The sequence below is a fragment of the Sinorhizobium sp. 6-70 genome, assembly GCF_030124375.1.
Classification (GTDB): Bacteria; Pseudomonadota; Alphaproteobacteria; order Rhizobiales; family Rhizobiaceae; genus Sinorhizobium.
In genome coordinates this window covers 55,590-81,555 of sequence record NZ_JASKLS010000017.1, presented here as the reverse complement: position 1 = coordinate 81,555, position 25,966 = coordinate 55,590, and the positions used below count along the sequence as shown (strand labels likewise).

Annotated in this window: 22 protein-coding genes; 12 read left to right on the top strand and 10 right to left on the bottom strand. The window is 63.5% G+C overall.

Annotated features, from left to right (window positions below):
• The first annotated feature begins 16 nt into the window (after nt 1-16).
• The 3 genes from QN222_RS25825 to QN222_RS25815 all read left to right on the top strand — a co-directional run bounded on the left by QN222_RS25825 (nt 17) and on the right by QN222_RS25815 (nt 3,901).
• A complete protein-coding gene (locus QN222_RS25825; RefSeq protein ID WP_283963570.1) occupies nt 17-1,033 on the top strand; it encodes a TRAP transporter substrate-binding protein in 1,017 nt (338 codons plus the stop codon).
• A 96-nt stretch (nt 1,034-1,129) separates the two neighbouring features.
• The gene (locus QN222_RS25820) at nt 1,130-1,990 is read left to right on the top strand and encodes a shikimate dehydrogenase (protein WP_283963571.1); all 861 of its coding nucleotides are present in this window, start codon (nt 1,130-1,132) and stop codon (nt 1,988-1,990) included.
• 21 nt (nt 1,991-2,011) lie between these two features.
• The gene (locus QN222_RS25815) at nt 2,012-3,901 is read left to right on the top strand and encodes a sugar phosphate isomerase/epimerase and 4-hydroxyphenylpyruvate domain-containing protein (protein WP_283963572.1); all 1,890 of its coding nucleotides are present in this window, start codon (nt 2,012-2,014) and stop codon (nt 3,899-3,901) included.
• On the opposite strand, the gene QN222_RS25810 is transcribed toward QN222_RS25815, so the two are convergent.
• The 6 genes from QN222_RS25810 to QN222_RS25785 form a co-directional block, all read right to left on the bottom strand.
• Complete coding sequence (locus QN222_RS25810) at nt 3,898-4,662, bottom strand: slipin family protein (RefSeq protein WP_283963573.1); 765 nt, start codon at nt 4,660-4,662, stop codon at nt 3,898-3,900. The two genes, QN222_RS25815 and QN222_RS25810, sit on opposite strands and share 4 nt — an antisense overlap.
• Nucleotides 4,663-4,694: 32 nt before the next feature.
• Nucleotides 4,695-6,062 (bottom strand): nodulation protein NfeD, encoded by a 1,368-nt coding sequence (locus tag QN222_RS25805; RefSeq protein WP_283963574.1) that lies wholly within the window; start codon nt 6,060-6,062, stop codon nt 4,695-4,697.
• Nucleotides 6,063-6,290: 228 nt separating this feature from the next.
• The gene (locus tag QN222_RS25800; protein ID WP_284005647.1) at nt 6,291-8,048 is read right to left on the bottom strand and encodes a hypothetical protein; all 1,758 of its coding nucleotides are present in this window, start codon (nt 8,046-8,048) and stop codon (nt 6,291-6,293) included.
• A 187-nt stretch (nt 8,049-8,235) separates the two neighbouring features.
• Nucleotides 8,236-8,511 (bottom strand): hypothetical protein, encoded by a 276-nt coding sequence (locus QN222_RS25795; RefSeq protein WP_283964449.1) that lies wholly within the window; start codon nt 8,509-8,511, stop codon nt 8,236-8,238.
• A gap of 300 nt (nt 8,512-8,811) precedes the next feature.
• Nucleotides 8,812-9,762, bottom strand: coding sequence for an HAD family hydrolase (locus QN222_RS25790; protein WP_283964470.1), 951 nt, complete (start codon nt 9,760-9,762; stop codon nt 8,812-8,814).
• Nucleotides 9,763-9,908: 146 nt separating this feature from the next.
• The gene (locus QN222_RS25785; protein WP_283964471.1) at nt 9,909-10,838 is read right to left on the bottom strand and encodes a formylglycine-generating enzyme family protein; all 930 of its coding nucleotides are present in this window, start codon (nt 10,836-10,838) and stop codon (nt 9,909-9,911) included.
• Between the two features lie 280 nt (nt 10,839-11,118).
• Here QN222_RS25785 and QN222_RS25780 point away from each other — a divergent pair, with 280 nt between their 5' ends.
• From QN222_RS25780 to QN222_RS25745, 8 genes are all read left to right on the top strand, one after another.
• Nucleotides 11,119-12,090, top strand: a complete 972-nt coding sequence (locus tag QN222_RS25780; RefSeq protein WP_283964450.1) for a MoxR family ATPase — start codon at nt 11,119-11,121, stop codon at nt 12,088-12,090.
• 182 nt (nt 12,091-12,272) lie between these two features.
• Nucleotides 12,273-13,268 (top strand): DUF58 domain-containing protein, encoded by a 996-nt coding sequence (locus QN222_RS25775; protein WP_283964451.1) that lies wholly within the window; start codon nt 12,273-12,275, stop codon nt 13,266-13,268.
• 2 nt (nt 13,269-13,270) lie between these two features.
• Nucleotides 13,271-13,801 (top strand): DUF4381 domain-containing protein, encoded by a 531-nt coding sequence (locus QN222_RS25770; protein WP_283964452.1) that lies wholly within the window; start codon nt 13,271-13,273, stop codon nt 13,799-13,801.
• Nucleotides 13,788-14,792 (top strand): VWA domain-containing protein, encoded by a 1,005-nt coding sequence (locus tag QN222_RS25765; protein ID WP_283964453.1) that lies wholly within the window; start codon nt 13,788-13,790, stop codon nt 14,790-14,792. Before QN222_RS25770 ends, QN222_RS25765 begins: the two co-directional genes overlap by 14 nt.
• The gene (locus QN222_RS25760; RefSeq protein WP_283964454.1) at nt 14,789-16,357 is read left to right on the top strand and encodes a VWA domain-containing protein; all 1,569 of its coding nucleotides are present in this window, start codon (nt 14,789-14,791) and stop codon (nt 16,355-16,357) included. The genes QN222_RS25765 and QN222_RS25760 overlap by 4 nt, the downstream gene beginning before the upstream one ends.
• Nucleotides 16,354-17,727, top strand: coding sequence for a BatD family protein (locus QN222_RS25755; RefSeq protein WP_283964455.1), 1,374 nt, complete (start codon nt 16,354-16,356; stop codon nt 17,725-17,727). Before QN222_RS25760 ends, QN222_RS25755 begins: the two co-directional genes overlap by 4 nt.
• Before the next feature lie 106 nt (nt 17,728-17,833).
• Nucleotides 17,834-19,006, top strand: a complete 1,173-nt coding sequence (locus tag QN222_RS25750; protein WP_283964456.1) for a Gfo/Idh/MocA family oxidoreductase — start codon at nt 17,834-17,836, stop codon at nt 19,004-19,006.
• Nucleotides 19,007-19,035: 29 nt separating this feature from the next.
• Nucleotides 19,036-19,974 carry a sugar phosphate isomerase/epimerase gene (locus QN222_RS25745; RefSeq protein ID WP_283964457.1) on the top strand — a complete coding sequence of 313 codons (939 nt, stop codon included), beginning with the start codon at nt 19,036-19,038 and terminating at the stop codon, nt 19,972-19,974.
• Nucleotides 19,975-19,991: 17 nt separating this feature from the next.
• Here QN222_RS25745 and QN222_RS25740 read toward each other — a convergent pair whose 3' ends face one another.
• Nucleotides 19,992-21,446, bottom strand: a complete 1,455-nt coding sequence (locus QN222_RS25740; RefSeq protein WP_283964458.1) for a TrkH family potassium uptake protein — start codon at nt 21,444-21,446, stop codon at nt 19,992-19,994.
• A 295-nt stretch (nt 21,447-21,741) separates the two neighbouring features.
• Nucleotides 21,742-23,211: an FAD/NAD(P)-binding protein gene (locus QN222_RS25735; RefSeq protein ID WP_283964459.1), complete on the bottom strand. Its 1,470-nt coding sequence runs from the start codon at nt 23,209-23,211 to the stop codon at nt 21,742-21,744.
• A gap of 378 nt (nt 23,212-23,589) precedes the next feature.
• Here QN222_RS25735 and QN222_RS25730 point away from each other — a divergent pair, with 378 nt between their 5' ends.
• A complete protein-coding gene (locus tag QN222_RS25730; protein ID WP_283964460.1) occupies nt 23,590-23,754 on the top strand; it encodes a hypothetical protein in 165 nt (54 codons plus the stop codon).
• A 356-nt stretch (nt 23,755-24,110) separates the two neighbouring features.
• On the opposite strand, the gene QN222_RS25725 is transcribed toward QN222_RS25730, so the two are convergent.
• Together QN222_RS25725 and QN222_RS25720 are read right to left on the bottom strand one after the other, a co-directional pair.
• Nucleotides 24,111-24,881, bottom strand: a complete 771-nt coding sequence (locus tag QN222_RS25725) for an ABC transporter ATP-binding protein (RefSeq protein ID WP_283964461.1) — start codon at nt 24,879-24,881, stop codon at nt 24,111-24,113.
• A 10-nt stretch (nt 24,882-24,891) separates the two neighbouring features.
• A complete protein-coding gene (locus tag QN222_RS25720; protein WP_284005646.1) occupies nt 24,892-25,881 on the bottom strand; it encodes an ABC transporter substrate-binding protein in 990 nt (329 codons plus the stop codon).
• Between the last annotated feature and the right edge of the window lie 85 nt (nt 25,882-25,966).

The window sequence follows — 25,966 nt, the reverse complement described above, 5'->3', positions numbered from 1 at the left end:
AACCTGGGAGGAAAACATGTTGAACAGAATGACGAAACTGGTGCTGGGTCTCGCCCTGCCCCTGGCGCTGCTGGCGAGCGGACCGGCGGAGGCCGAGATCCGCGACCAGACCATCAAATTCGCCTCGGCGAACAACAAGGGCCACCCGCAGGTGACCGGCATGGAGAAGTTCGCCGAACTCGTCAACGAGAAGAGCGGCGGGAAGATCAATGTGAAGCTCTTCCCCGGCGGCACGCTCGGCGGCGACGTCCAGACCGTCTCGGCGCTGCAGGGTGGCGTGATCGAGATGACGGTGCTCAATGCCGGCATTCTCGCAAGCAACGTCAAGGAGTTCGGCGCCGTCGACCTGCCCTTCCTGTTCAACAGCGGCGAGGAGGCTGACAAGGTGATGGACGGTCCGTTCGGCACAGGCCTGATCGAGCGCCTGTCCGACACCGGCCTCGTCGGGCTTGCCTATTGGGAACTCGGCTTCCGCAATCTCACCAATAACCGCCATCCGGTAACCAAGCTCGAGGACATCAAGGGGCTGAAGATCCGCACGATCCAGTCGCCGATCCCGGTCGAGCTGTTCAATTCCCTCGGCGCTAACGCCGTGCCGCTCCCCTACACCGAGCTCTACACCGCGCTCGAAACGGGAACCGTCGACGGTCAGGAGAATCCCGCCGCGAATATCCTCAACGCCAAGTTCTACGAGGTGCAGAAGTACATGACGCTGACCCGTCACCAGTACAACCCGCAGATCGTGCTGATCTCGAAGAAGTTCTGGGACGGCCTCAATGACGAGGAGAAGGCGGTCCTGCAGCAGGCCGCGGTCGAAGCGCGCGATTTCCAGCGCAAGGTGTCGCGCGAGCAGGATGCCGCGGCGCTCGAGGCAATCCGCAAGACCGGCATGGAGGTCAGTGAGCTCAGCCCCGAGGAGACGCAGCGCCTGCGCGACGCCGTCAAGCCGCTGATCGACAAGTTCAGCGCCGACATCGGCCAGGAGACGGTGCAGGCCCTCTTCAAGGAAATCGGCACCGTGCGCGGCCAGTAACGGCAGAAAGCTGCCGGCCCGCCTGTTGCGAAAGGCGGGCCGGCTTCATCAGCGCCGCGAATGCCGTCGGCGCGGAAAACACATGGAACGGGAAACATGACCGATACGCTCGTAAGATCCTTGAAGGCCGGCCTGATCGGCTCCGGCATCCAGGCCTCGCTGACGCCGGCGATGCATATGGCCGAGGGCGCGGCCCAAGGGCTCCGCTACGAATACGAGCTGATCGATCTCAATGCGCTCGGCGCAACGGAAGACGACTTGCCGCGTCTCATCGCCGATGCAGAGCGGTGTGGCCTTGCCGGGCTCAACATCACCCATCCCTGCAAACAGGCGATCATTTCCTTTCTCGATGAACTCGCCCCCGACGCCCGGCGGCTCGGCGCCGTCAATACCGTCGTCCTCAAGGGCGGCCGGCGGTACGGCCACAACACGGACTGGTGGGGCTTCGCCGAAGGCTTCCGGCGCGGCCTGCCGGATGCGGACCTCGGCGCGGCCGTGCAGCTCGGCGCCGGCGGCGCGGGCGTGGCGACGGCCTACGCCGCGCTTTCGCTCGGCTTGCGGCGGCTTACCGTCTTCGACCGCGAGCCGGAGCGCGCGCAATCGCTTGCCGAGATGCTTTCGCCGATCTTTCCCAAGGCCGACATTGTGGCCGGCACGGATCTCGCCGCCGCGATGCGGAACGCATCGGGTCTTATCCACGCCACACCGACCGGGATGACGAAATATCCGGGGCTGCCGCTCGACGCCGAGCTTCTCGACGAACGGCATTGGGTCGCCGAGATCGTCTACTTCCCGCTGGAGACGGCGCTGCTCCGGGAAGCGAGACGGCGCGGCTGCCGCACGCTCGACGGCGGTGGCATGGCCGTCTTCCAGGCGGTCGGCGCCTTTCGGCTCTTTACCGGGCTCGAGCCCGACGCAACGCGGATGCTCACGCATTTCAGGTCGATGACCGGCTGACGCCCAACCGAGGACAGGACGATGAAGACCTCGATAGCCACCGTTTCGCTGAGCGGCGATCTCAAGGACAAGCTGCAGGCGATCGCCAAAGCCGGCTTCGACGGTGTGGAAATCTTCGAGAACGATTTCCTCGCCTTCGACGAAGGCCCGCGGGAGGTGGGCCGCATGGCACGCGACTTCGGCCTCGAGATCACCCTGTTCCAGCCGTTCCGCGATTTCGAGGGCATGCCGGAACCGCTGCGCACGCGAACCTTCGACCGTGCCGAACGCAAGTTCGACGTGATGCAGGAGCTTGGCACCGATCTCGTGCTCGTCTGCTCCAATGTATCGCCGGCGGCCCAAGGCGGCCTCGACCGTGCGGCGGCCGATTTCCGCGAGCTCGGCGAGCGGGCGGCGAAGCGGAACCTCAGGGTCGGTTATGAGGCGCTCGCCTGGGGCCGGCACATCAACGACCATCGCGATGCCTGGGAGATCGTCCGGCGCGCCGATCACCCTAATGTCGGCCTCATCCTCGACAGTTTCCACACGCTTTCCCGCAAGATCGAGGTCAATTCGATCCGGTCGATCCCGAAGGAAAAAATCTTCATCATCCAGCTCGCAGATGCGCCGCTGATCAACATGGACCTGCTCTACTGGAGCCGGCATTTCCGCAACATGCCCGGCGAAGGTGATCTTCCGGTCATCGACTTCATGCGCGCCGTCGCCGCGACCGGCTATGACGGCTATCTGTCGCTGGAAATTTTCAACGACCAGTTCCGCGGCGGCAATGCCGGGGCCATCGCGGTCGACGGCCGCCGCTCGCTGATCTATCTCGGCGACCAGGTCAAGCGCGCCGAACCGGACACACCCTTGTCGGTACCTGCGATGCCGGCGCCTGCGGAGGTCAAGGGCGTCGCCTTCATCGAATTCGCCGCCGAGGAGGAGCAGGCGGCCGAACTGGAGGCACTGGTCCGAACGCTCGGCTTCCAGAAGACCGCGAAGCACAAGAGCAAACGCGTCGCGCTTTATCGCCAGGGCGCAATCAATCTGGTCATCAACACGGAGCGCGAAGGGTTCGCCAACGCCTCCTACCTGGTCCACGGTACGTCGGCCTACGCCTTCGGGCTGATGGTCGGTGACGCCGCGGCGACGGTCGAGCGCGCAAAGGCGCTCGGCGCCGAACCCTTCGCACAGGCCGTCGGCCCAGGCGAGCTTTCGGTGCCGGCGATCCGCGGCGTTGGCGGCGGCATCATCTATTTCCTCGACGAAAAGTCCGAGCTGGCGCGCATCTGGGAGATCGAATTCGAGCCCGTGGCAGATGATCGATCGACGATGCCGGCCGGCCTCACCTCCGTCGACCACGTGGCCCAGACCGTCAGGTACGACGAAATGCTGACCTGGCTTCTCTTCTACGGCTCGCTGCTCGACGTGCATAAGACGCCGATGGTCGACATCATCGACCCGGCCGGACTAGTGCGCAGCCAGGTGGTGGAGAATGACGCAGGCTCGCTGCGCATCACATTGAACGGCGCCGAAAACCGCAACACGCTCGCCGGGCATTTCATCGCCGAGACCTTCGGCTCCGGCGTCCAGCATCTCGCCTTTGCCACCAACGATATCTTCGCTGCGGCCGAGGCATTGCGTGCAAACGGCTTCCACGCGCTGCCGATCTCGTCGAACTACTACGACGACATCGAGGCGCGTTTCGCCCTCGAGCCGGAACTGAGCGAGCGCTTGAAAAACGCGAATATTCTTTACGACCGCGACGAGCACGGAGAGTACTTCCAGCTCTACAGTCCGACCTATGGCGAGGGTTTCTTCTTCGAGATCGTGGAGCGGCGCGGCTATCGCGGCTACGGCGCCGCCAACGCCATCTTCCGCATCGCTGCGCTGAAGAAACAGCTACGGCCGGCGGGGCTGCCGAGAGACTAACCGCCCATCTTGTTCGCCAGGATATTCGCCAGATCCATCGGGAACGGAAAGATGATCGTCGAGCTCTTTTCAGCGGCGATCACGTTCAGCGTGCTGAGATAGCGCAATTGCATGGCCTGCGGCTGCCGGGCGAGAATTTCTGCCGCTTCGAGCAATTTCGCCGCCGCCTGCTGCTCGCCCTCGGCGTTGATGACTTTCGCTCGCCGTTCGCGTTCTGCTTCCGCCTGGCGCGCGATTGCCCGGATCATCGACTCATTGATGTCGACATGCTTGATCTCGACGGTGGCGACCTTGATGCCCCAGGCATCCGTCTGGACGTCCAGTATCTTCTGGATATCGTCGTTGAGCCTATCGCGCTCTGCCAGCATCTCGTCGAGGTCGTGCTTGCCGAGCACGGAGCGCAGGGTCGTCTGGGCGAGCTGGCTCGTCGCCGCCATGAAATCCTCGACCTGGATCGTCGATTTTTCGGCGTCGATCACCCGGAAATAGATGACCGCGCTCACCCGGACCGAAACGTTGTCGTGGGAAATGACGTCCTGGCTCGGCACATCGAGCACCCGCGTCCTGAGATCGACCCTCACCATCTGCTGGACATAGGGAACGAGCAGGATCAGCCCCGGCCCCTTCACCCCGGTAAACCGGCCCAGTGTGAAGATGACGCCGCGTTCATATTCGCGCAGGATCCTGATCGCGTAGGCAATGACGATGAGCAGTACCACAAGCGCCGCGATGAACGGGGCGAGACTTCCGACTATGTCCATGACCTTCTCCCTGCCACTTTCCTGGAATCGCCCTAGGTTTGCGACGCGCTGCGCGCAACTTTCAGCGTCAATCCGTTGCGGTCTATGACCGTCACGTCTTCCCCGACTGCGAGCGGCTCGCCGCTGACCGCCTTCCAGCGTTCGCCGCGGGCGATGACGTAGCCTGTGCCGCCCGTCCAGCTATCGACTGTGCCGGAAATGCCGATCATCTGCTCCCCGCCGGTGACGACCTTGTGCCGGCGCGAGATGTAGGCAAGCCGGGCAACGAGAGCGCTGAAGGCGAGGCTTGCGATCGCGACGCCGCCCAAGACCGGCCAGGAGACCTGCAGGCCCGGCACGTCCGTGTCGAACAGGATGGCGGCGCCCAGCACCAGCGCGACCCCGCCGCCGAGCCCAAGCGCCCCGAACGACGGCGCATGGGCCTCGGCCACCAGCAGCCCCACGCCAAGGATGATCAGTCCGATGCCGGCGTAACTCACCGGCAGCACCGCGAGTGCGTAGAGCCCGAGCAGAAGGCTTATGCCGCCGATCGTGCCGGGCAGCACCGTTCCGGGTGTCAGAAATTCGAAGATCAATCCATAGATGCCGACGATCATGAGAAGCAGCGCGACATTCGGATCGGTGATCACAGACAGGAGGCGGGTCCGCCAATCGGGCAAAGCCTCCTCGACGGCGAGCCCCGCCGTGTCGAGGCGGATATCCGCCTGCCCGACACGAACCGTGCGGCCATGCGCCTGCTTCAGCAGGTCCTCGATGTTGACGGCGATGAAATCAACAACCTTTTCACGGACGGCCGCCGTCGACGAAAGGCTTGCAGCCTCCCGCACGGCGCGCTCACCCCAATCGGCGTTGCGGTTGCGCAACTCGGCCAGACCGCGGATGTAGGCGACCGCATCGTTTATCATTTTCGCTTCGCCAGCATTGGCCGGCTGCTTTGCGCCACTCTGCTTGTCAGCCTCGCCGGAACCACCCTTGTCGCCCTCGTCGCCGTCGCCGAACAGACCACCACCGATTGCGATCGGTGTCGCAGCACCCAGATTGGTACCCGGGGCCATCGCCGCGACATGGCTGGCGTAGAGAATATAGGTACCGGCGCTCGCCGCCCTCGCTCCGCTCGGCGCCACGAAACTTGCGACCGGCACGGACGAATCGAGAATGGCGCGGATGATGTCGCGCATCGACGTGTCGAGGCCGCCTGGCGTGTCCATCTGCAATATGACGAGGGAGACGCCACGCTCATCGGCCCGTTCAAGGCCGCGCGTCACATATTCCGCAGTCGCCGGGCTGATCGCGCCGTTCACATGCAGGACCATCGCCAGACGCTCGGCGCCGGATGCCGAAGGGACAGGAGACGCGAACGCCGATATCAATGCCATGAGCAGGATGAGGATTCGGGACATCCGCCGCCACAACCTCTGGGTTCCTTTGGATCGCGATCATTCTGCGCCGAAGCGATCCAAATGCTTAAATTTGACCGCTCTCTAATATAGGCCAGAACTGCCGAAAGAGTAAGGCATTCCGCAACCTGCCGTGGAAGTCTCGCCGCAGCGTTCGCCCGATGCCGTTGGCTCACAGCGGCGGCCCAGCAGGCGTCCGATCGCTTTTCCGACCGTCGCCAAAGCGTCGTCTCAGGAACCGCTCGATAAACGTATGCCCGCCTTGCGCAAGCCGGCTTCGATCCGTCGTACGAGCTCGGGAGAGAAATGCTGCGCCCACATCTGCCGACGCAGCACGGGCTCGAACCTTTCGACGTGGCTGCGCAATTCCTCCATGGCATTGGTTGCCTCCTCCTGAAGACCCAATTGCCCCGCGGCCGCGATCCTCAGAATGCTGACCGTAATATCCGACGGGCTCGCCAGTTGGCGCGCCCGCCGCAACGCCTCGCCGTAGTTGCCATTTCTGTAGTCTTCCAATGCCAGCGTCAGCACAGCGGCCCGCTGGACATATTCGTTGTTCTGGCCGGCAGAGCGCGCAAGCTTCACACCTTCCTGCCATTGCCCGCTGACGAACAACAGATAACCGAGCCGGGCGAGGACGGAGTCATCCAGCGGGCTCAGCGACGCGGCGCGTCGGCCGGAAAGAAATGCGGCTTCGGTTTCGCCGGCGGCAAAGCGCACCATCATCTGCGCCGCATAGCTCTGACTGGACTGCGGCGCGAGTGCCGTTGCCCTGTCGGCGAGCTTCAACGCCCTTTCGGTGACGACCGAGGAATTACCCATCGCCCCCGCAACGAGAACCGTGGCAAGGCTTGCCAAGACCTCGGCATCGTTTTCCTGGTAGGTCAACGACCGCTCGAGACAACTCTGTGCGGCAAGCATGCTTTCGCTGTCGGCGCGCGCGAGCGCAATATCGGCGAGCAGCACGCAGCCATAGCCAAGGGAAGGGTTGGTGAGTTGACGCGCGGCCTCGAGGCTGGTGACGATCCCCTGATCGCCGGCAACCGTGCGCGCAAGCTTGACGACGAGATCCTGGTGCGCGCCGGCCGCATCGCTGTGCCCGTTCCCGGCTTCGGCGACGCCGGATCGCAGCGTTTCGTTGGTCCGCATGTCGATAACCTGCCAGGAGACACCCCCGGGACCGGCCGCGTCGCCATGAGTCACCGAAAGCCTGTAGGCATTGCTCTTCGGCAGCAGCGGATGCACGGTCGAAATGTCTCCCGTGATCGCTGCCGTATCAACATCCGCCTGCCGCGGCTGCGTGAACGTCCTGACCGTGGAGAATTGTGAGAGCGCATGCACGAGCGACTCTTCGAGCCGGTACACAGCCGGTGCGGCCGCGGGCTCCCCTCGTACATCGACGATGATCGTCGGCTTCACGGAACGCGCAGGCGGCCAGCCGAGATGGCCTGTGGCCATGCCATAGACCGCGGCGAGAGCCGCGACCGTGAGGCCGGCGCAGGCGGCGAAGAGGCCCCGGCGGACAATCCGCGATTGTTGCGCGGGCGTCTGTTGCGCTTCATCCCGGGTCTCGGACCCGAACGGCGGCGCATCCCCTGGTTGAGAAGGTTCCGGCGCTTCTGAAAGTGCTATGAACTGCGGCCTGTAGTTGCCCCGCGGAAGCTCGATCCTGAGCGGCGCCTGTTGGCCCACGGTTTCATAATATCGAGCCAGTGCCGCGCGCAGGCGGGAGACCTCGACGCGAACGATCGGGTCGACATTCGGATCGAAGGAACTGGGCCGGCCGAAGACATCAACCGCGATGGAATAGGCCTTCACCGTCGCCGAACGCCCCGCGAGGAACTCGTCCACCAGGTATTTCAGAAGCTTCCTATGGCGCTCCGTCGCGTGAAACCGAGCGTCGTCCAGCAGTCGCTCCGTCTCGACACGCACGTCGCTCTCGGCAACCCTGCACTGCGCGACGTGTTCGCTGTCCTCTCCGGCGTCCATCGCTCTCATCCGGTTGTTTGGCAAACGGCAAGGGAGTGCAATTGCGGAAAGAACATTAGTCCGTTACTACCAGAACGGGAAGGGGATTCTTGATAAAGATCAGGACGTTTCGCGATCACATCATGTTGAATAGCTGACGATCCCTGGATGCGGGGAAGCTGACTTCCAGCCGCAATGGCATCACGCCTCAGGAGCCGGGCATGTCCTGATCTTCATTGAAGAGACAGATCGCGATGACCTCCTCTTCTATTTCACGGCAGATCAGCTCGTATTCCGCAAGGACGGCTCTGTCCTGCAATTGGCCGCTGCGCTGTCTGTCGAGCACGGAAGTCGCTTCGTCATAGGCCTCGAAAAGACTGTGGACCGACGAATTCTTGGCGCTCAGCAACTGAAGCTTGCCCCGGAGCACGGGCAACTTCAGCATCAGCTTCAGCAATCCTCGCTGCCTGTGTTCGCCGGACATTGGCATCCACCAACCTCAGCCGCGTTTGGGTCCCGAGCCATTTCCCTCGCATGCGCTGCGTGGCGGTCTGGCAAGTGCAGCCCTGACCGCACGGGTGCCTGAAGGCCGTGTTGGATCGAGGGACGCCGACACACAAACCATTGCCAAGTGTTTCCGAGGGGCAAATGATGGCCGATGCAACGGCCCGCATGGAAGTACGTAACGGTAACACGGATACGAACTGGTCTCGCCGGACGCCTCACTCGGCGGGCCCAGGCGATCGCCGCCCGCAACACGCATCGTCGAGGGCCTGGCGCCCTGCTATTTCTCGAATGCGTATATGCGGTTCCAATCGGCCTTCATGTCGACCAGTTGCCAGCCGCGCTCAGGAGCCTCGGTCAAGGCCTTGTCCAGCTTGCCTATATGAGACCGGCGGTCATAGGCCCATTCGCGCTCGCCGTCAGTGTGATGCACGATCAGGCCGAAGCGGGCCCCGGGGCCCGACGTCACCCAGCGAAGCATTTCGTAGTCACCGTCGGAATTGCCGGCAACAAAGATCGGACGGCGCCCGATGAACTTGTTGATGCCGACAGGCTTGCCCGGACCGTCGTCGATGAAGTCGACCGTCGGTTCACGCATCAAAACCGGTGTGTCGCCTTCCAGCTGGTATTTGGTCGTGATGCTACTGCCGATGACCTGCTCCGGCGGAATCCCGTACATCTCTTCGGTCATCGGCCGCATGAACTCGATGCCGCCGCCGGAAACGATATAGGTCCTGAACCCGTTCGCCCTCAGGTAATCGAGAAGCTCCCGCATCGGCAGATAGGTGATCTCGTTGTATGGTCGGTCGAAACGCGGGTGCCTTGCCGTCGCAAACCAGTCCGTGACGATCTTGTTGAACGCCTCCGTCGTCATGCCCGCGTGCGTCGTCATCGCCAACTCGGCGATACCCTTCTCGCCCGACGCGGCCACGCCGGCCATGTCGCCCTTCAACAGCGATGCGAAGGGCTCCTTTTCCTTCCATTCCGGATGCTCCGGCGCGAGCGCCTTGACGCGATCGTTGATGAACAGCGCCTGGAAGTAGTTGGGTTGCTCCGTCCAGAGCGTGCCGTCATTATCGAAGACAGCGATGCGGTCAGGCTCCGCGACATAATCGGACCCGCCCTCCGTCGTCACCCGCGTAACGAAACCGACGATCGCCGACTTCGTGTCACCGTCGTTCCATGAAGGCAGGTCGGCGGGTGGAGTGTCGGCCGCGAACGCCGCCGGCATCGCAAGGACCAGCGCCAGCAGTGCAAAAAAGATCGAGAGAAATGGCGGCCGATGATCGCCGATGCAGGCGGTCGCGGCAGCCGACATTCCGGATCTGGCACCTGCGGTCATGTTGGTCTCTCCTCGAGGGGACGTTCCGGCGGGCGTTATGGCCGTCGCACGCAACGGAACCCGATGTGGGTCGTCGCCGAGTTCTCTTCCTGTGCGTGGCGCGCCGCCGGCCGGTAGCGCCGGCAATAGTTCGGCGCACAGAGATGCGATCCGCCCTTGACCACCCGCCTGGCGATACGGATCTGCGGTTGCGTCGGGTCAAGGCTCTCTTCCGCGCTGCCTCCGCGCGGATTGGCGGGAACGCAGCAGGCCCTTTGCGCCGGTGCCGGATGAGCAGAGGACCAGTAGTCACTCGTCCATTCCCAGACATTGCCGATCATGTCGTAGAGCCCGTAGCCGTTCGGCGGGAAACTGCCGACCGGCGACGTCCGCTCGAAGCCGTCGGGCTTGAGATTTTCGGTCGGAAACATGCCGTGCCAGGTATTGGCCATGAACCGGCCGTCCGGAACAAGTGCATCGCCCCAGGCGAATTCCGCGCCTTCGAGGCCGCCCTTTGCGGCGAACTCCCATTCGGCCTCGGTAGGCAGATCCTTGCCCGCCCAGGCCGCATAGGCTCTGGCGTCGGCATAGGCGATCTGGACGACCGGGTGGTCGAGTTTTCCGCGCAGATTGCTCAGGCCCCCATAGGGCCGGCGCCAGTTCGCCCCGAACTTGAAATCCCACCATTGCGAGGGGTCACGACTTGTTATCCGCTTTGGCGGATCGAAAACGACCGATCCGGCTTTCAGCATGTGCGCCGGTGCGCCCGGATAGTCCTTCGGATCGGACGGCCTTTCGGCGAGCGTCACATAGCCGGTCGCCTCGATGAATTCCGCGAACTGCCGGTTGGTGACCGGCGCGACGTCGATCCAGAATGCATCCACTTTCACCGGATGCGCGGGCGCTTCCTCAGGATAGTGACGGTCCGATCCCATGACGAAGGTACCGCCTTCGATCCAGACCTGCTCGCGGGCGGCGATCGCCATCGGCGATTCATCGCCCGCCGATCGATCGAGCGGAATGTTCATGCGTCACCTCATCGACCTTGCGTCACACAGTCCGACCTCGCCACCTACTCTAGGCGCGATCCTCTGCCCTCCAAGTACGTTACGGTTACGAAGGTCCGGAGCGACTGACCAAACGCCCAAAATTGAACGTTCCCCCGGCCTTCGTTACTGTTACGTTCTTCCGATCCGTTCCCGGCTCGCTAAGCTCTATGATAATGCAAGCAAAACCGGTCGCAATTGGACGAAGGGGCATGGTCTGATGGGTGCGCGCGACGACATCGAGCAACTCGGCAAGCGGATCGGCGCGGCGATCGTCGGCCAGCAGGGCATGATCGAGCGTCTGCTGCTCGGTCTCATCAGCAACGGTCACCTGCTCGTCGAAGGATTGCCTGGCCTCGCCAAGACACGCGCCATCAAGAGCATGGCGAAGAACCTCGACGCCAGGCTGTCGCGCATCCAGTTCACACCCGACCTCTTGCCGGCCGACATCACCGGCTCCGAGGTCTATTTCACCGAAGGCGGCAAAGGAGAGTTCCGCTTCCAGGAGGGACCGGTCTTCGCCAACCTGGTGCTTGCCGACGAGGTCAATCGCGCGCCGGCGAAGGTGCAATCGGCGCTGCTCGAAGCGATGGAGGAGCGGCAGGTCACCGTCGGCGGCAAGAGCCATGGCCTCCCCGATCTCTTCCTGGTGATGGCGACCCAGAACCCGATCGAGCAGGAGGGGACCTATCCGCTCCCCGAAGCGCAGCTCGACCGCTTCCTGATGCATGTGCAGGTCGACTATCCGGACGCGAAGTCGGAAGCCGACATCATGCGGCTCGTGCGTTCCGAGGAGACCGCGACAGGAGCCGACGGCCACGCGGCCGAGAAGCTCGCGCAGAATGCAGTCTTCGCCGCCCGCGAAGAGATTGCCGCCGTCACGGTGTCGGAGGCGATCGAAAACTACATCGTCGCACTGGTGATGGCGACGCGCTATCCGGACAAGCTCGACAACGAGCTTGGCAAATGGATCCAGGTGGGTGTCAGCCCGCGCGGCGTCATCGGCCTCGACAAGGTGTCACGCGCGCATGCCTGGCTGAAGGGACGCGACTTCGTCACGCCCGACGATGTGCAGGCGACCGTCCACGACGTATTCCGGCACCGCCTCGTGCTCTCCTACGAGGCGCATGCCGGCGGCATTTCCGCCAACCAGGTCATCGACAGGATCGTCGAGCAGGTGGCGGTGGCTTAGCGCATCGGCCCGAAAATCGGAATCGATTTTCGGAAAGCACGATGCGTAGATTCAAAGACTTACAGCGTCCTTTGTGCGTCCTGAAGGACGCGCGGCGCTGTAGAGCGGGATGAGGAAAAGTGCGTGCGGTTTTCCGCCCGCATCCCGCCCTGACTTAACGTGATCCAGGATGGAGACTTGCGATGGGCATATCCATACCGGCCTTTGCCCGATCGAAAGGCATCACGCGGACGCGCAGCGAAGCGGGTTCGGGCGTCTATACCTCTGTCGAAGAACTGATCGGACTGGAAGCGACCGCCTGCGATCTGGCGTTCCTGCGCAAGGCACCTGTCCGCCGCCTGCTCGCCGGGCGTCATGAATCGCGCATGCGCGGGCGCGGCCTCTCTTTCGAGGAGTTGCGCGACTATCTGCCCGGCGACGACATCCGCACGATCGACTGGCGCGTGACGGCGCGCACCGGCAGGCCGGCCGTCCGTGTCTACGACGAGGAGAAGGACCGGCCGGCGCTGATCGTCGTCGACCAGCGAATGAACATGTTCTTCGGCAGTCGCCGCGCGATGAAATCCGTGGCGGCGGCACAGACCGCGGCGCTTTGCGCCTGGCGCGTCATGGCGCTTGGCGACCGCGTCGGTGGCTTCGTCTTCGGCGACGAAGCAGTCGACGAGATCCGCCCGCATCGCAGCCGCGAGGCCGTCATCCGCTTTGCGAACGCGATCGCCAGGCACAACACCTCGCTTCACGCTGCGTCCGAAACTGCCCGGGGAGCGGACCAACTCGATCTCGTTCTTTCGACCGTCGCCGCCATCGCCAAGCACGATCACCTCCTCATCGTGATCAGCGACTTCGACGGTTATGGCCTCGACACGCGCGAGACGCTGCTCAATCTGTCGATGCACAACGATGTCGTCGTCATTCTGATCTACGATCCGTTCCTGCTCGAATTGCCACGCAAGGGAGACCTCGTCGTCAGCGGCGGCGCGCTTCAGGCAGAGCTGCAGCTCGGCCGCGGCAACGTGCGCGAAGCGATCGACAGCTTCGCCCGCAAGCGCGGCCGGGCGCTCCGCGCCTGGCAGCAGGAAATGGGCCTACCGATGCTGCCGCTCTCGGCCGCCGAGGACGTCGCGCCGCAGCTCCGCCGTCTTCTGGGGCAGCTCGGATGGCGGCAAAGGAGGCGATAGCGATGGAACCGGCCGCCCCCGCTACAACCGATCCTGCACTGGCAGCAACGTTGCGGGCCTTGGCGGACGTCGCGCTGCCGGCACCGGTCTCAATGCTGCCGCAGACATGGGGTTGGGCGGTGCTTGGCGCCATCCTTCTCGCGGCTGTCGCCGTGGCGTTATGGCTGTGGCTGCGCCGTCGCGCCACCAATCGCTATCGCCGCGAGGCGCTTTCCGAGCTTGCCGGGATCGAACAGTATCTTGTTGACCACGCGACGCGCGGCATGGCGCTCGCCCAGTTGCCTCCGCTTTTGAAACGCGTGGCGCTCGTCGCCTGGCCGCGCGAAACCGTCGCGGATCTCAATGGACCCCTTTGGGTCGGTTTTCTCGCCGCGCGCTCGGGCGGAACTCGCCTTTCGCCCGAATTCGCCCGCTTCTTCGAGGAGGCCGAATATCGCGGCGAGGACGCGTTGCGGCTGACCGACGAGAAGAGCGCGAGAGCCTTAGCGGCAGCGGCCCGGCAATGGATCGAGGGTCACGATGTACGTGCTTGACCATCCCTGGCTGCTTTTTCTTCTAGCGCTGCCGTTCCTCGTCTGGTGGCTTCTCCCGCCCTATCGTGAGCACACGCCGGCCGTCCGCATCCCCTTTTTCAAGGATATCACAGATGCGGCTGGTGTCGGCGCGACGGAAGGTTCGGTGGTGCCGCGATCCAATCTCGGGCAGAAGCTTATCGCACCGGTTTGCTGGGGGTTGATCGTGCTGGCGCTGGCACGCCCGCAATTCATCGAGCAGCCGATCGAGAAGACCGAGCCGCAGCGCGATCTCATGCTTGCCATCGACCTCTCCCAGTCGATGGACACGCGCGATTTCCGCGATCCCGACGGAAACCTTGAGGCCCGCGTCGATGCGGTTCACAAGGTGGTCGCCGACTTCATCGGCCGCAGGCCGAGCGATCGCCTTGGCCTCATCGCCTTTGGCGATGCCCCCTATCCGCTCGTGCCCTTCACGCTCGACCACCAGACGGTCGAGGCGATACTCGCCGATAGCCTGCCCGGCATGGCCGGGCCCCGCACGGCGCTCGGCGACGCCATCGGCCTTGCCATCAAGATGTTCGACCAGAGCGAAGCACCCGACAAGGTTCTCATCGTCTTGACCGATGGCAACGATACCGCCAGCAAGATGCCGCCGGACAAGGCGGCCGACATCGCCGGCGAACGCCGCATCACCATCCATGCGGTCGGGATCGGCGATCCAAATGCGGAGGGCGAGCAGAAGCTCGACACCACCGTGCTCCAGCAGATCGCCACGAAGACCGGCGGCCACTACTTCTTCGGACAGGATCAGGTCGGGCTCGAAACCATTTACGGGCTGCTCGACCAGTTGACGCCGGCAAACCAGAAGACGCTTTCCTGGCGTCCGCGCATCGAACTGTTCTACTATCCCCTGGGCGCATCACTCATCATCGTCGTCGCCTATCACGCCATCATGTGGCTGCTTTCGTCGGGCGGTGCAGCGCGTCGGGAAAGCGAGGTCGGCAGATGATCGCGGACGTCCATTTCCTCAGACCCTGGTGGCTTCTCGCCCTGCTTGCGGCGCCGCTCCTCGTCCGGCTGATCGGCCGCCGTACCGATATCCGCTCGCGCTGGGAAGGCATGATTGCGCCGCACCTGCTCGGCCACCTGTTGATCGACCGCGGCGGCTCGCATCGCTTTCGCCCTGTACATCTGACCGCCGCGCTGATCGCCGTCGCTGCAATTGCGGCGGCCGGCCCGACCTGGGAGCGCGAACGCCCGCCTTTCGTCGAGGATACGGCGCCACTTGCGATCGCCATCGATCTCACCGCAACGATGAACGCGACGGATGTGTCGCCGACGCGGCTTGAACGCGCAAAGCTGAAAGTGCGGGACATTCTTGACCTCAGAAGGGGCGCGCGCACGGCGCTCTTCGCCTATGCCGGTTCGGCTCACATGGTGCTGCCTTTGACCGACGACGCCGCGCTTGTAAGGACCTATATCGCTGCACTTTCTCCGGGCATCATGCCGGTGGAGGGCAAGGATACGGCGAAGGCGCTTCAAGCCGTCGAAGCCGGCCTTGCCAACGAGACCGTTCCCGGCACCATCCTCTTTTTGACCGACGGCGTCGAACGCAAGGCGTTTCCGGCTTTCGAACAATACAAGGGCCGCAACGATCTGATGGTGCTCGGGATCGGCACGGCGGAAGGCGGGCCGGTAAAGACGGCCGACGGTGGTTACCTCACCGATGCGTCCGGCGCGCGCGTCCACGCGCGCCTCGATATCGATGCACTCAAGGCGCTGCAGAATGGCTCGAGAGTTCAGGTTGCGACCGCGACCCCCGACGACAGCGATGTCCGCTGGATCGCCCGCCGCATCCAGTCTGCCTTCGCGCAGAAAGTGGCGGAAGGACAGACCCGCTGGCGCGACGCCGGCTGGTGGCTGACGATCCCGATCGCTCTTTTCGCTGCGCTCTGGTTCCGGCGCGGCTGGACGGTACGCTGGGCCGGCTTCCTGCTCGTCGCGGGTATGGCGCTTGCTGGCGGCAAGGCGGACGCTGCCGACTTCAGCGACCTGTGGTTCACGCCGGACCAACAGGGCCGGCGCGCCTTCGAACGCGGAGACTTCCAGGATGCTGCTGAGCACTTCGCCGATCCTGCCTGGCGCGGCGTCGCGCTCTACCGCGCCGGGCGCTTCCAGGACGCGATCGACGCCTTTGCGCAGAAAGACACAGCCGAAAGCTATTACAATCAGGGCAATGCACTGATGCATCTCGACAAGCCGAAAGAGGCGGTCGCGGCCTACGGGCAGGCCCTGAAGCTGCGCCGCGATTGGGCGGAGGCAAAGGCAAATCTGGCGCTCGCCGAAAAGCGGAACAAGGCAAAGGAGAAGCAGGAAGAGGAGGAGCAGCAAGAACAGGGCGCTGACCTTCCTCCCGATCAGGTCCAGATCGACGAGAAGGGAGAGAAAGGCAAGGAAGGCACTGTCCAGGCTGGCGAGCAGACCGCTGACATGTGGATGCGCAACATCCAGGTGTCGCCAGCCGATCTGCTTGCTCGAAAGTTCGCGATCGAGGCCAGGGAGGACGTGCCATGATCCGGCCCGTGACAGGCTTCTTCGCTTTCGCGCTCGTCCTGCTCGCCTGCTGGCTGGTGCCCGCGAGTCTTGCCTCCGCCGCCGATCCCTTCGCCCGCGCGACGCTTGCGACGAAAGGTACGCTCTATACCGGCCAGGAAGTTCATATCGACGTCGATGTCTTCGTTCCCAACTACTTCATGACCCCGCCGCAGTTTCCCCTATTCGATCTTTCCGGCGCCGTGGTGACGATCCCTGACGGAAGCGGCGTAAACCTCAACGAAACCGTGAACGGCGAGAGCGTTTCGGGCATCCGCAAGAGCTATGTCGTGACGCCTCAGACCGCCGGCGACTACACCTTGCCGCCGGCCGAAATTCCCTTCGGTTATGCCGCCGTGCCGGGCCGGCTCACCGAGGGCAAGGTCACGCTCCCGCCGCTCAAGTTTACCGTCGAGGCCGCGCCTGGCACCGCCGACGGAAAGGCCGGCGTGACCGCTGTGAAGGTCACGGTCGACCAGGCGCTCGACCGTGATGCGAGCGGCCTGCACGCGGGCGATGCGCTGGTGAGAACGATCACGGTCCGCGCCGAGGGGCTCGATGCCATGATGATTCCGGAACCGAACTTCGGATCGCCGGCGGGCGCTCGGGTCTATGCCCACGACCCGGCGCTTTCGGAGGAACGAACGCCCCGGGGCGAGCCCGTGGCCGGGGTTCGCAAGGACACCGCAACCTATGTCTTCGCGCAAGCCGGATCCTATCGGCTCCCGGCGATCGACATCGAATGGTTCGATCCTCAGACCGGAAACATCGAGCAGGCGGAAGCGTCGATGGTCGCGGTGACCGTCGCCGCCGCGCCGACGGTCGACACGGGGCTTGGCCCGCCGGCACCGGTGCCGCAGAAGCCCCCATTCGATTGGCGCTTGTGGGCCGGCGTCGGCGCCGCGACAATTGTCGCTGCCCTACTCATCTGGCTGGCCGCCCGCTTGCTCAGCCGCGCGGAGTCCTGGGGCGAAGCCTGGCATCGCCGCCGGCTCGACTCGGAACGGGAATATTTCCGTCGCATCGAACAGGCTTGCCGGGACCACGATCTCACACGCCTCAGCCAAACGCTCGACGCCTGGTCACGAAAGTCCGGCAACGTCCCGCTTTCCCGCTGGCTCGACCGCTTCGCGGATGCGGCGACGCAGCGCCTCTTCGCCGAGCACCAAAGGGCACTCTACGGCAAGCCGTCCGGCGATCGGACGAAGGCTGATTTCGGAGCGCTGCGAAACGGGCTGAGGACCGCCCGCCGGAACTGGCTGCGCTCCGGTCCAAGCGAAACCGCGAGATCCGCGGCCCTGCCGCCGCTCAACCCGGATTTCGCCCGACCGGCACCGCCCTTTGCGACGTGACCGCCATCTGCGCGGCTTCGTATCGAACGGGCTTTGATTGACGTGATCGCGGCGCTCTCATACGCTGATCGTGCGGTTCTGCTGCATCTCTTCTCGGGAGGAGAACATGAAGGGGAACGCCATCGCCGTCATCGGTGCCGGCATGATCGGTGCCGCGCACGCGTTCGGCTACCGAACGAACCTGCCGCGCTTCGAGGACCGCATCGCCGGCATTCGTCTTGCAACGGCCTGCGACGGCAACGAGGCGCTCGCCGGCCGCCTCGCCGCGACCTGGGGCTTCGAAAAGACGGAAACCAACCTCAACGCGGTTATTGCCGATCCCGAAATCGGCATCGTCAGTGTCTGCTTGCCGAATGCGCTGCATGCGGAGGTGACGCTCGCGGCGATTGCCGCGGGAAAGCACGTCCTCTGCGAAAAGCCGCTCGCCCTCAATGCCGAGGAGGCGTTGCGCATCCATCGCGCCGCGATCGTGTCGCCGGTCGTCTCCGCAACGGTCTTCAACTACCGACGCATTCCGGCCGTTGCGGCGATACGCGACATCATCGCGGCCGGAGAAATCGGCGATCTCGTCAACCTTCTCGTCCAGTACGAAAGCGAATATGCCGCCGATCCCGACCTGCCGCACAGCTGGCGGTACGAGAAGAGCCGCGCCGGTGCCGGTGCCTTGCTCGACGTCGGGACTCATGCCATCGACACGGCCCGCTTTCTCTGTGGAGAAGTCTCCGAGATCGCAGGCGCCATCGGTACGATTTCCGTCAAGGAACGCTTTCTGCCCGCAGCCGCCAGCATCGGCCACGAAAAGGTTACGCTCAGCACCGAAAGCAGGCCCGTCGACAACGACGATGTCATGTCCGCCCTGCTGCGCTTCGAAAACGGCTGCCAGGGCATGTTTCTTGCGAGCCGGGTGGCGGTCGGCATGGGCAACACGCTTTCCTTTTCGGTCACCGGCACGAGGGGTGCCCTGCGTTACAATTCCCGCACGCCGGCCCATTACGAAATCGCGCGCTTCGATGGCAGCGGACAATCGCCCTTTGCGCTGGTCGCGAATAACCCCGCCCTTCCCTATGCAGAATTGCTGCCCGTTCCCCATGACGGCGTGGCGATCGGCTATGCCGAGGTATTCGGGTTCATGATCCACGAATTTCTCGAAGCGATCGCCGCAAACCGTCCCATGCAGAACGGGTCGACGCTCGATGGCCTGCGCGCGGCGCAGATTCTCGATGCGATCCAGTCGGCAGCGGATACCGGTGCGGCGGTGAAGATTTCGCATGCCGATTGAACGGCCATCGCGTCGATGGGGAGGATCAGATGAAAATCGGCCTGAACACCGACGGCTTCGCTGCGCTTTCGCTGGAAGCGTGCCTGGACCGCGCCGCGGAACTCGGGTTCGCTTGCGTCGAATTCGGTCTGGGCGGCTGGTCGAACGCGCCGCATGTCGACATTGGCGAATTGCTTGCTAACGGCACGGCCCGCGACCGGCTTCTCGGCATGCTGCGCGACCGCAATCTCGAAATCTCCGCGCTCAACTGCTCCGGGAACCAATTGCATCCGGGCGAGAGCGGAGCGAAAGACATGAAGCTCGTCTATGACGCGCTGGATCTCGCGCCGCTGCTCGGAGTCCGGCGCATCGTCATGATGTCCGGTCTGCCGGCCGGTGGGTCGACCGACAGCTGCCCGAACTGGATCACTTCGTCCTGGCCACCGGAAGCGATGGTGATCCTCGAATGGCAATGGTCCGAGCGCGTCATCCCCTTCTGGAAGGACTATGCGGCAGCCGCGGAGAAGAAGGACCTGCGTCTCTGCGTCGAACCGCACGGTCGGCAAGCCGTCTACAATGTCGAGAGCTTCTGTCGGTTGCGCGACGCCGTCGGCCCGACCGTCGGCGTCAATTTCGACCCAAGCCACCTTATCTGGATGGGCGGCGATCCGGTTTCGGCGATCCGCGCGCTCGGCGACTGCATCTACCATGTTCACGGCAAGGATACGCGCATCGAACCGCAGGCGCGCATCGACGGTCTGCTCGACCCGAAGCACGTGGTGCCGGTTCGCGGGCGGTCGTGGAACTTCGTCTCGCTCGGCCACGGCACGCCGGTCCGGGGCTGGCTGGAGATTCTCACGGCACTGCGGGACGTCGGCTATGACGATGTGATCAGCATCGAGAACGAGGACTATGCACTCGATGCCGACAAGGCCATCGCCACCTCCGCGACGACGCTGCGTTTCTGCATCGAGCAGCTAACCGGCTGACGCCATAATATCGCGCTTCAATTCTTCCAGAACACCGGCGTCAGAATGACGAGCAGGGTCAATACTTCAAGACGCCCGAGCAGCATCATCAGCGAGAGGACATACAGGGCGGGGTCCGACAGTGTCGAAAAATTGCCCGCCGGCCCGATGATCGGCCCCAGCCCGGCACCGACATTGGAAAGCGCGGTGGCGACGGCCGACGCCGCCGTCACCATGTCATAGCCCAAGGCTCCCATCACCAGGCTGCCGGCAGCCCATATCACCATGAAGGTCGAGAAGAAGAGGAAGACGGCGCGCTGCAAGTCTGCGTCGACGATCGTCGTGCCATAACGCACCGAATATACCGCGTTCGGATAAAGGAGCCTGTAAAGGCCGGCTCGAATGGATTTGAAGATGATGATGAAGCGATAGGCCTTCATGCCGCCGGCGGTCGAGCCGGAACAGCCGCCCATGAACGTGGCGGCGAAGGCCAGCGCCACGATGAACTCCCCCCACAGCATGTAATCGTCGCTGGCGAAGCCGGTCGTCGACAGGATCGACGAGACCGTGAAGAACGAATGCGCCAGCGCTGCGTGCATATCAGTGCCGTTGACCAGCCGCTGATAGAGGGTCGCGGCCATGGCGAAGGCAAATAAATAGGACAGGAAGACGATGATCTGCGGGTCCTTGAGCGTGTCCAGCCGGCCACGGACCACAAGGACAATCATGATCGAAAACGGCAGGCTGCAAATCGTCATGAAGAAGGATGCTGCCCACAACAGCGGCAGGCTGTTGTAATGGCCGAAGGATGCGTCATGGGTGGAAAAGCCGCCGGTCGCGATCGTCGACATGGCATGATTGATGGCGTCGAACCGGTTCATGCCGAGGGCGCCGTAGGTGACGGCGCAGACGAGGGTGAAAACCACGTAGACGAAGATGAAGGCACGGGTAAAGGTGACGATGCGCGCGAATGGCTTGTCGGTCGTGTCGGAGGATTCCATCTTGAAGAAGGACATGCCTCCGACCCTGAGGTAAGGCATTACGAAGAGGCCGAGCGCGACGATCCCGATCCCGCCCAGCCAATGCAACAGCGAGCGCCAGACGAGAATGCCCGGCGGCGCGTTGTCGAGGCCGACGATGACGGTCGACCCGGTGGTCGTGATCGCCGAAACCGCCTCGAACAGCGCCGCGGCGAAATCGAGATTGAGCGAGGAAAGCCAGAACGGCACCGTTCCGACCAGAGAAGCCACGAGCCACAGCAGAGTGACGAGTAGAAAACCCATTTTCCTGTTGAACGGCGGCGGTCCGGCGCGTGTGGCCGCAACCGTCAACAGACACAGGCCGCCCGTCAGAAAGGCCGAGACGGCGAACACCTTCCAGTGCGGATGGCCATAGACGAGATCCACAAATGCAGGAATCAGCATCGAGATCGACAGATAGAGGCCGGCCAGTGCGGCGATATTGATGGCGGACCGGTAAATCGTTGCATTCAACGGTTCGTTCCCCCTCGCGCTGCCGGCGGCCGGCGCGTCGAATCTCTCTCCGACAATCGGAATACCCGCTGGCTCCGCCGGAGGCAATGACTGCAGCCGGCCGCGCTCGCCCCATGCTTTTGGCATTCAAGATAGCGATCAAACGCTTAGGGGGTGAGGAAAATTGTGTGCGGTCTTCCGCCCGCATCCTGGTCTACAGCAATTCCAGGAAAAGTGTGTAACGGTTTTCCGTCCGGAATTGCGTAGTTTCAAAGAGTTAGATCATTTCACTGTTTCAATGAAACAGTGAAATGATCTAACTTGTCGATGCAGACCGCAATGCCTCCGATCCGTCTCGCGAAGGAGCGGCTTTCGCGGCTTGCTGCCGGCGGGCAAGTGCGGCCACCTGCTCCGCCACGAAGATGGCGTGATCGTTGACCTGTGGCAGCCCCATCAGTTCGCCGAAGGTCCCGCGGGCGAGCGGTCCGGCGATGAAAAGCGTCTCCGTCTCCCGGCCCTCACTGTCGAGCGCCCGGCTTGTCTCGCTGCAGGCAAGGCCAAGCCCGACGGCATCCGGCTGCAGGTAGCCGTCGGCTGAAAGCGTTTCGAGCCAGGGCTGGCTCTTCAAAACGGATTTGTGTGCCGGCCCCGTTGTGATCACCACGGCATCGACACTCCAGTGCTCGATCCCGGCTCCGTGGCGCCGCCGGAACGTCGCGGCGATCTCGTCGCCGTTTCTCTCGAGCCGATCGATCCGGCCCGCCAGAATGCGGATGCCGCCCGACTGCAGTCCGGCTCTGACGATGGCATCGATCTGCGGCGCTATGCGAAAGCGGTGAACGTCCCAGAAGGGGCGCAGATGGCGTATCAGCCGCCGCCGTTCCGTGACCGGCAGGCCGCGCCAGATCTCTCCGCCTTGGCTGCGCAATGCATCGAAGACCGCATGCCAGGAAAAGCCATCCGCCTCGGCCTCGGCAACGACCCGCCGCACGCGCACGAGCAGTTCTGTCGCCGTTCGCGACGGCGCCGCCGTGAAGTCACCATAGGGGTCCTGGGCTTGGGCCGCATGCCCGCGCGAGCGGAGGCCGCGCCGGGAGAAGGCGGTGATCGGCCCCGTCCGCCCGGTGGTGCGCAAGGAAGCGATGACATCCGCCGCCGTGAGGCCGGTGCCGATGATCAGGACGTGGTCGTCAGGGCGGATGGCCGCCAGAGCCCCAGGCGCCGTGGTATCCGCCACATAGCGTGGGTGCCCCTGCAACACGCTATCAATGCCCGCCGGTGCCGCAGGGGCGGGATGGGTGGTTGCGATCACCAGTATGTCGGCGCGAAGCGTGGTGCCGGCGTCACCCCGGATTTCCCAATCTCCACCACGCCGCTCAACGCTGATAACCCTCTGCCGGTGGTGGACGATGCGGCCGTTGCCGAGGTGCGGCGCCACGGCATCCGCGACATAGCGGCCGAAAAGGCCGCGGCGCGGATAGAGATAGCCGTCCGCCGCCTGTGCATCCCTGTCGTCGCGCGGCTCGCCCCGAAGCTCCATCCAGCGGATGAAATGGTCGGCGTCGTCCGGATCGAGACTCATGCGCCCGGCCGGCACATTGACGCGATGCGCCGGATCATCCGTGTCATAAGCAAGACCGCAACCGAGACGTTCGCGCGGCTCGAAGACGGCGATCTGCCATCCTTCCATGCTCTTATCGCGTGCGAGAGTTGCCGCGACCACCGCCCCGGTAAAACCGCCGCCAATCACCACGACCGTGGGGCACCCCCCGCTTACGAAAGTCACCTCGCGTCCCTCCGCTTCGGCAAGGGCACCCCGGCGATCTTCTTCGCCACGTCCTCGGGAGGCTCTCCCCATGCCAGGTATTTGTCAATGCTGCGCCGCCACCTGCTGCCCGACCGTCGGACGAACCGCCGAAATAAAGCGGCGGATGCCAGTTCCACCGAGTTTGACGAAGGGCTTTGCACGTCCTCAGGCGCCCGTCGCCAGCACCTTTCCGGTTGGCCTGCCATCGTTGCCGCCCTGCCGCTTGGAAAAGCTGAAAAAACAATCGGTAAGACTGCTTGCAGGTGTGCAGGACCGCTTGCCATCGAAGATAATTTGAGGGAACATTTTAGAGCTGGCCCTTGAGGCCTGGGCGATCTCCGGCGAAAGGAGAATACCATGCCTCTTAAATTTCTGATTGCAGCGATAGTGCTCTTGGCACTTTCGGGATGCGCAAGCACTGGTACAGGTGACGTCAACACGACCTATGCTCAATGGCAGGGCGCCTATCCCGAGCCTGAATTTGCCGCGAGCGAGACGGGTAGCATTCGAATCCCCTACTAGGCCGCATTCATCGCCCTCACATCCGTCATGGGGCACTCGGTCTCGTGACGGATCGTAAACCGACTATCCACATTCATGAACACACCGCCCGCGCGGGTCGATGACGGCTTGAAGGTCGAATCGGCTTCGGCATTCCGTCCCCGATAGCACCGCTTCAATGCGTCAGAGCGTTTCACAATTCCAGTGGACTGTGAAACGCTCTTGGTATGGACGTCCACACGCCCTGTGGAGGAGCCGCACAAGACTACAGCGCCGCGCGTCTTATCAGACGCGCAAAGGGCCCTGCAGCACTTTGAATTGCTGCATGTTTTTATCCTTAAATCGGCTACGATTTAAGGAAACATGCAGTAGCCCGCTCAGTGCAGCCCGAACTCGCGGAGCAGATCCTTGCGGTACCGGACAAAACCCGGCTCGCTGCGATCACGTGGCCGGGCGAGATCGATCTCGATGATTTTCGGGTTGCTGTCCTTGCTCTTCGGAAGAACCAGGACGCGATCTGCGAGGTAGACCGCTTCCTCGAGATCGTGGGTGACGAGAACCATCGTCACGTTCTCATCCCGCCATATTCGCTCCAGTTCCTCCTGCATCGTCAGCTTGGTCATCGCATCGAGCGCGCCGAATGGCTCGTCAAGCAGCAGGATCTCCGGCTGGACCGTCAGCGCTCGCGCGATGCCGACCCTTTGCGCCATCCCGCCCGAGAGCTGCTTGGGATAGGCATCCGCAAATTCGGCCAGTCCCACCAGGGAGAGGTAATGGCGCGCGCGCTCCTTGGCGTGACGGGCATGGCCACCCCTCACCTCCAGGCCGAAGGCGACATTCTCGAGCACAGTCTGCCAGGGAAGCAGGCGTGGCTCCTGGAAGATGACGGCGCGTTCGTTGCCCACGCCCGTGATCGGCTGGTTGTCGATCAGCACCTTGCCGGCATCTGCGGCGTCGAGCCCCGCCAGGATGCGCAGCAATGTCGTCTTGCCCGATCCGCTGGCCCCGACGATTGCGAGGCATTCGCCGGAGCGGATCTCCAGATTCACATTCCGCAAAACCCTCAGCGAACGCCCGCCGATCTGGAAGGATTTCGAGAGATCGCGCAGCGCAATCTCCCCTTTTTTCAAAGTCTGGACATCTCCCATGGCAGGCCCCTCAGTTTGCCGCAGCCCTGCCGGTGGTCTGGAGCAGAAGATCGGAGGCCTTGTACTTACCCTTGGGCAGGCTGCCCTCACGCTCGAGAACGCCGATCCAGAAATCCAGATCTCGTTCCGTCGCACGCGCGCCCGGCCGCAGCCCGAAGCCAGTCCAGTGCTTGGCCAGTGCGCCATTCTCGCCGCGTTTTTCGAGAATTTTTGCAAGCAGCGCCCGTGCTTCTTCCGGATTTTCCCTCGACCAGTCGGCTGCGCGGGCAGACTGTTCGACAAAATTCCTGGCTGCTTCGGGGTGTTCCTCGACAAAGTCGCGGCGAAGAACGGCAAAGCCGCCGGCAATCTCTCCAAGGACATCGGTGTCATCGAAGATTGCGCGCACGCCGCCATTGTCCACGATCTGGCCGTTGAACGTTGCCTGCCAGTATCCGACGGCAGCGATGTCGACCTGCTTGGAGCGCAAGGTCTGCTCCAGTTGCGGGCCCGGCACGGCGACGAGGTTGGCGGCATTCTGCGGCAAGCCCTTGCTGTGCAGCGCTTCCCGCACCGCGTAGTCGAGGTGGGCGCCGAGCGTGTTCACCGCAATGGTCTTGCCGGCGATATCCTCGATGGATCTGATCGGGCTGTCTTCGAGCACGTAGAAGATGCTCTTGACCTGTTCGTTGATGCCGTTGGTCGGATACGCGGCGACAAAATCGTTGCCGCTGGCGATCGAGTTGATGACGGCCGCGGTTGCCGCGGAGCCTATGTCGACGCTGCCGGATGCGAGCCCGAAGAGCGACTCCGGACCGCCGCTCGCATAGCCGATGTTCTCGAGCTTGATGCCCGTGCCGTCGAAGTAGCCAAGTTCGGCTGCGAGCTCGTGCGCCGATATGCTGCCATGGCTGGCAAGGTAGCGCAGGGTCACCGGATCGGGAGACTGCGCCGCCGCATATCCGGACAGGCCGATGGCAAACAGGGTGCCAAGACCGAGGGAGCGAATGGAGATGGTCATGTGTTCGTCTTTCCTGGTTGAAGAGGTTGATGGCGAAGCGCACCGCGCGTTGCACGCGCTTTAGGTCTTTGTTTGCATGCATGTC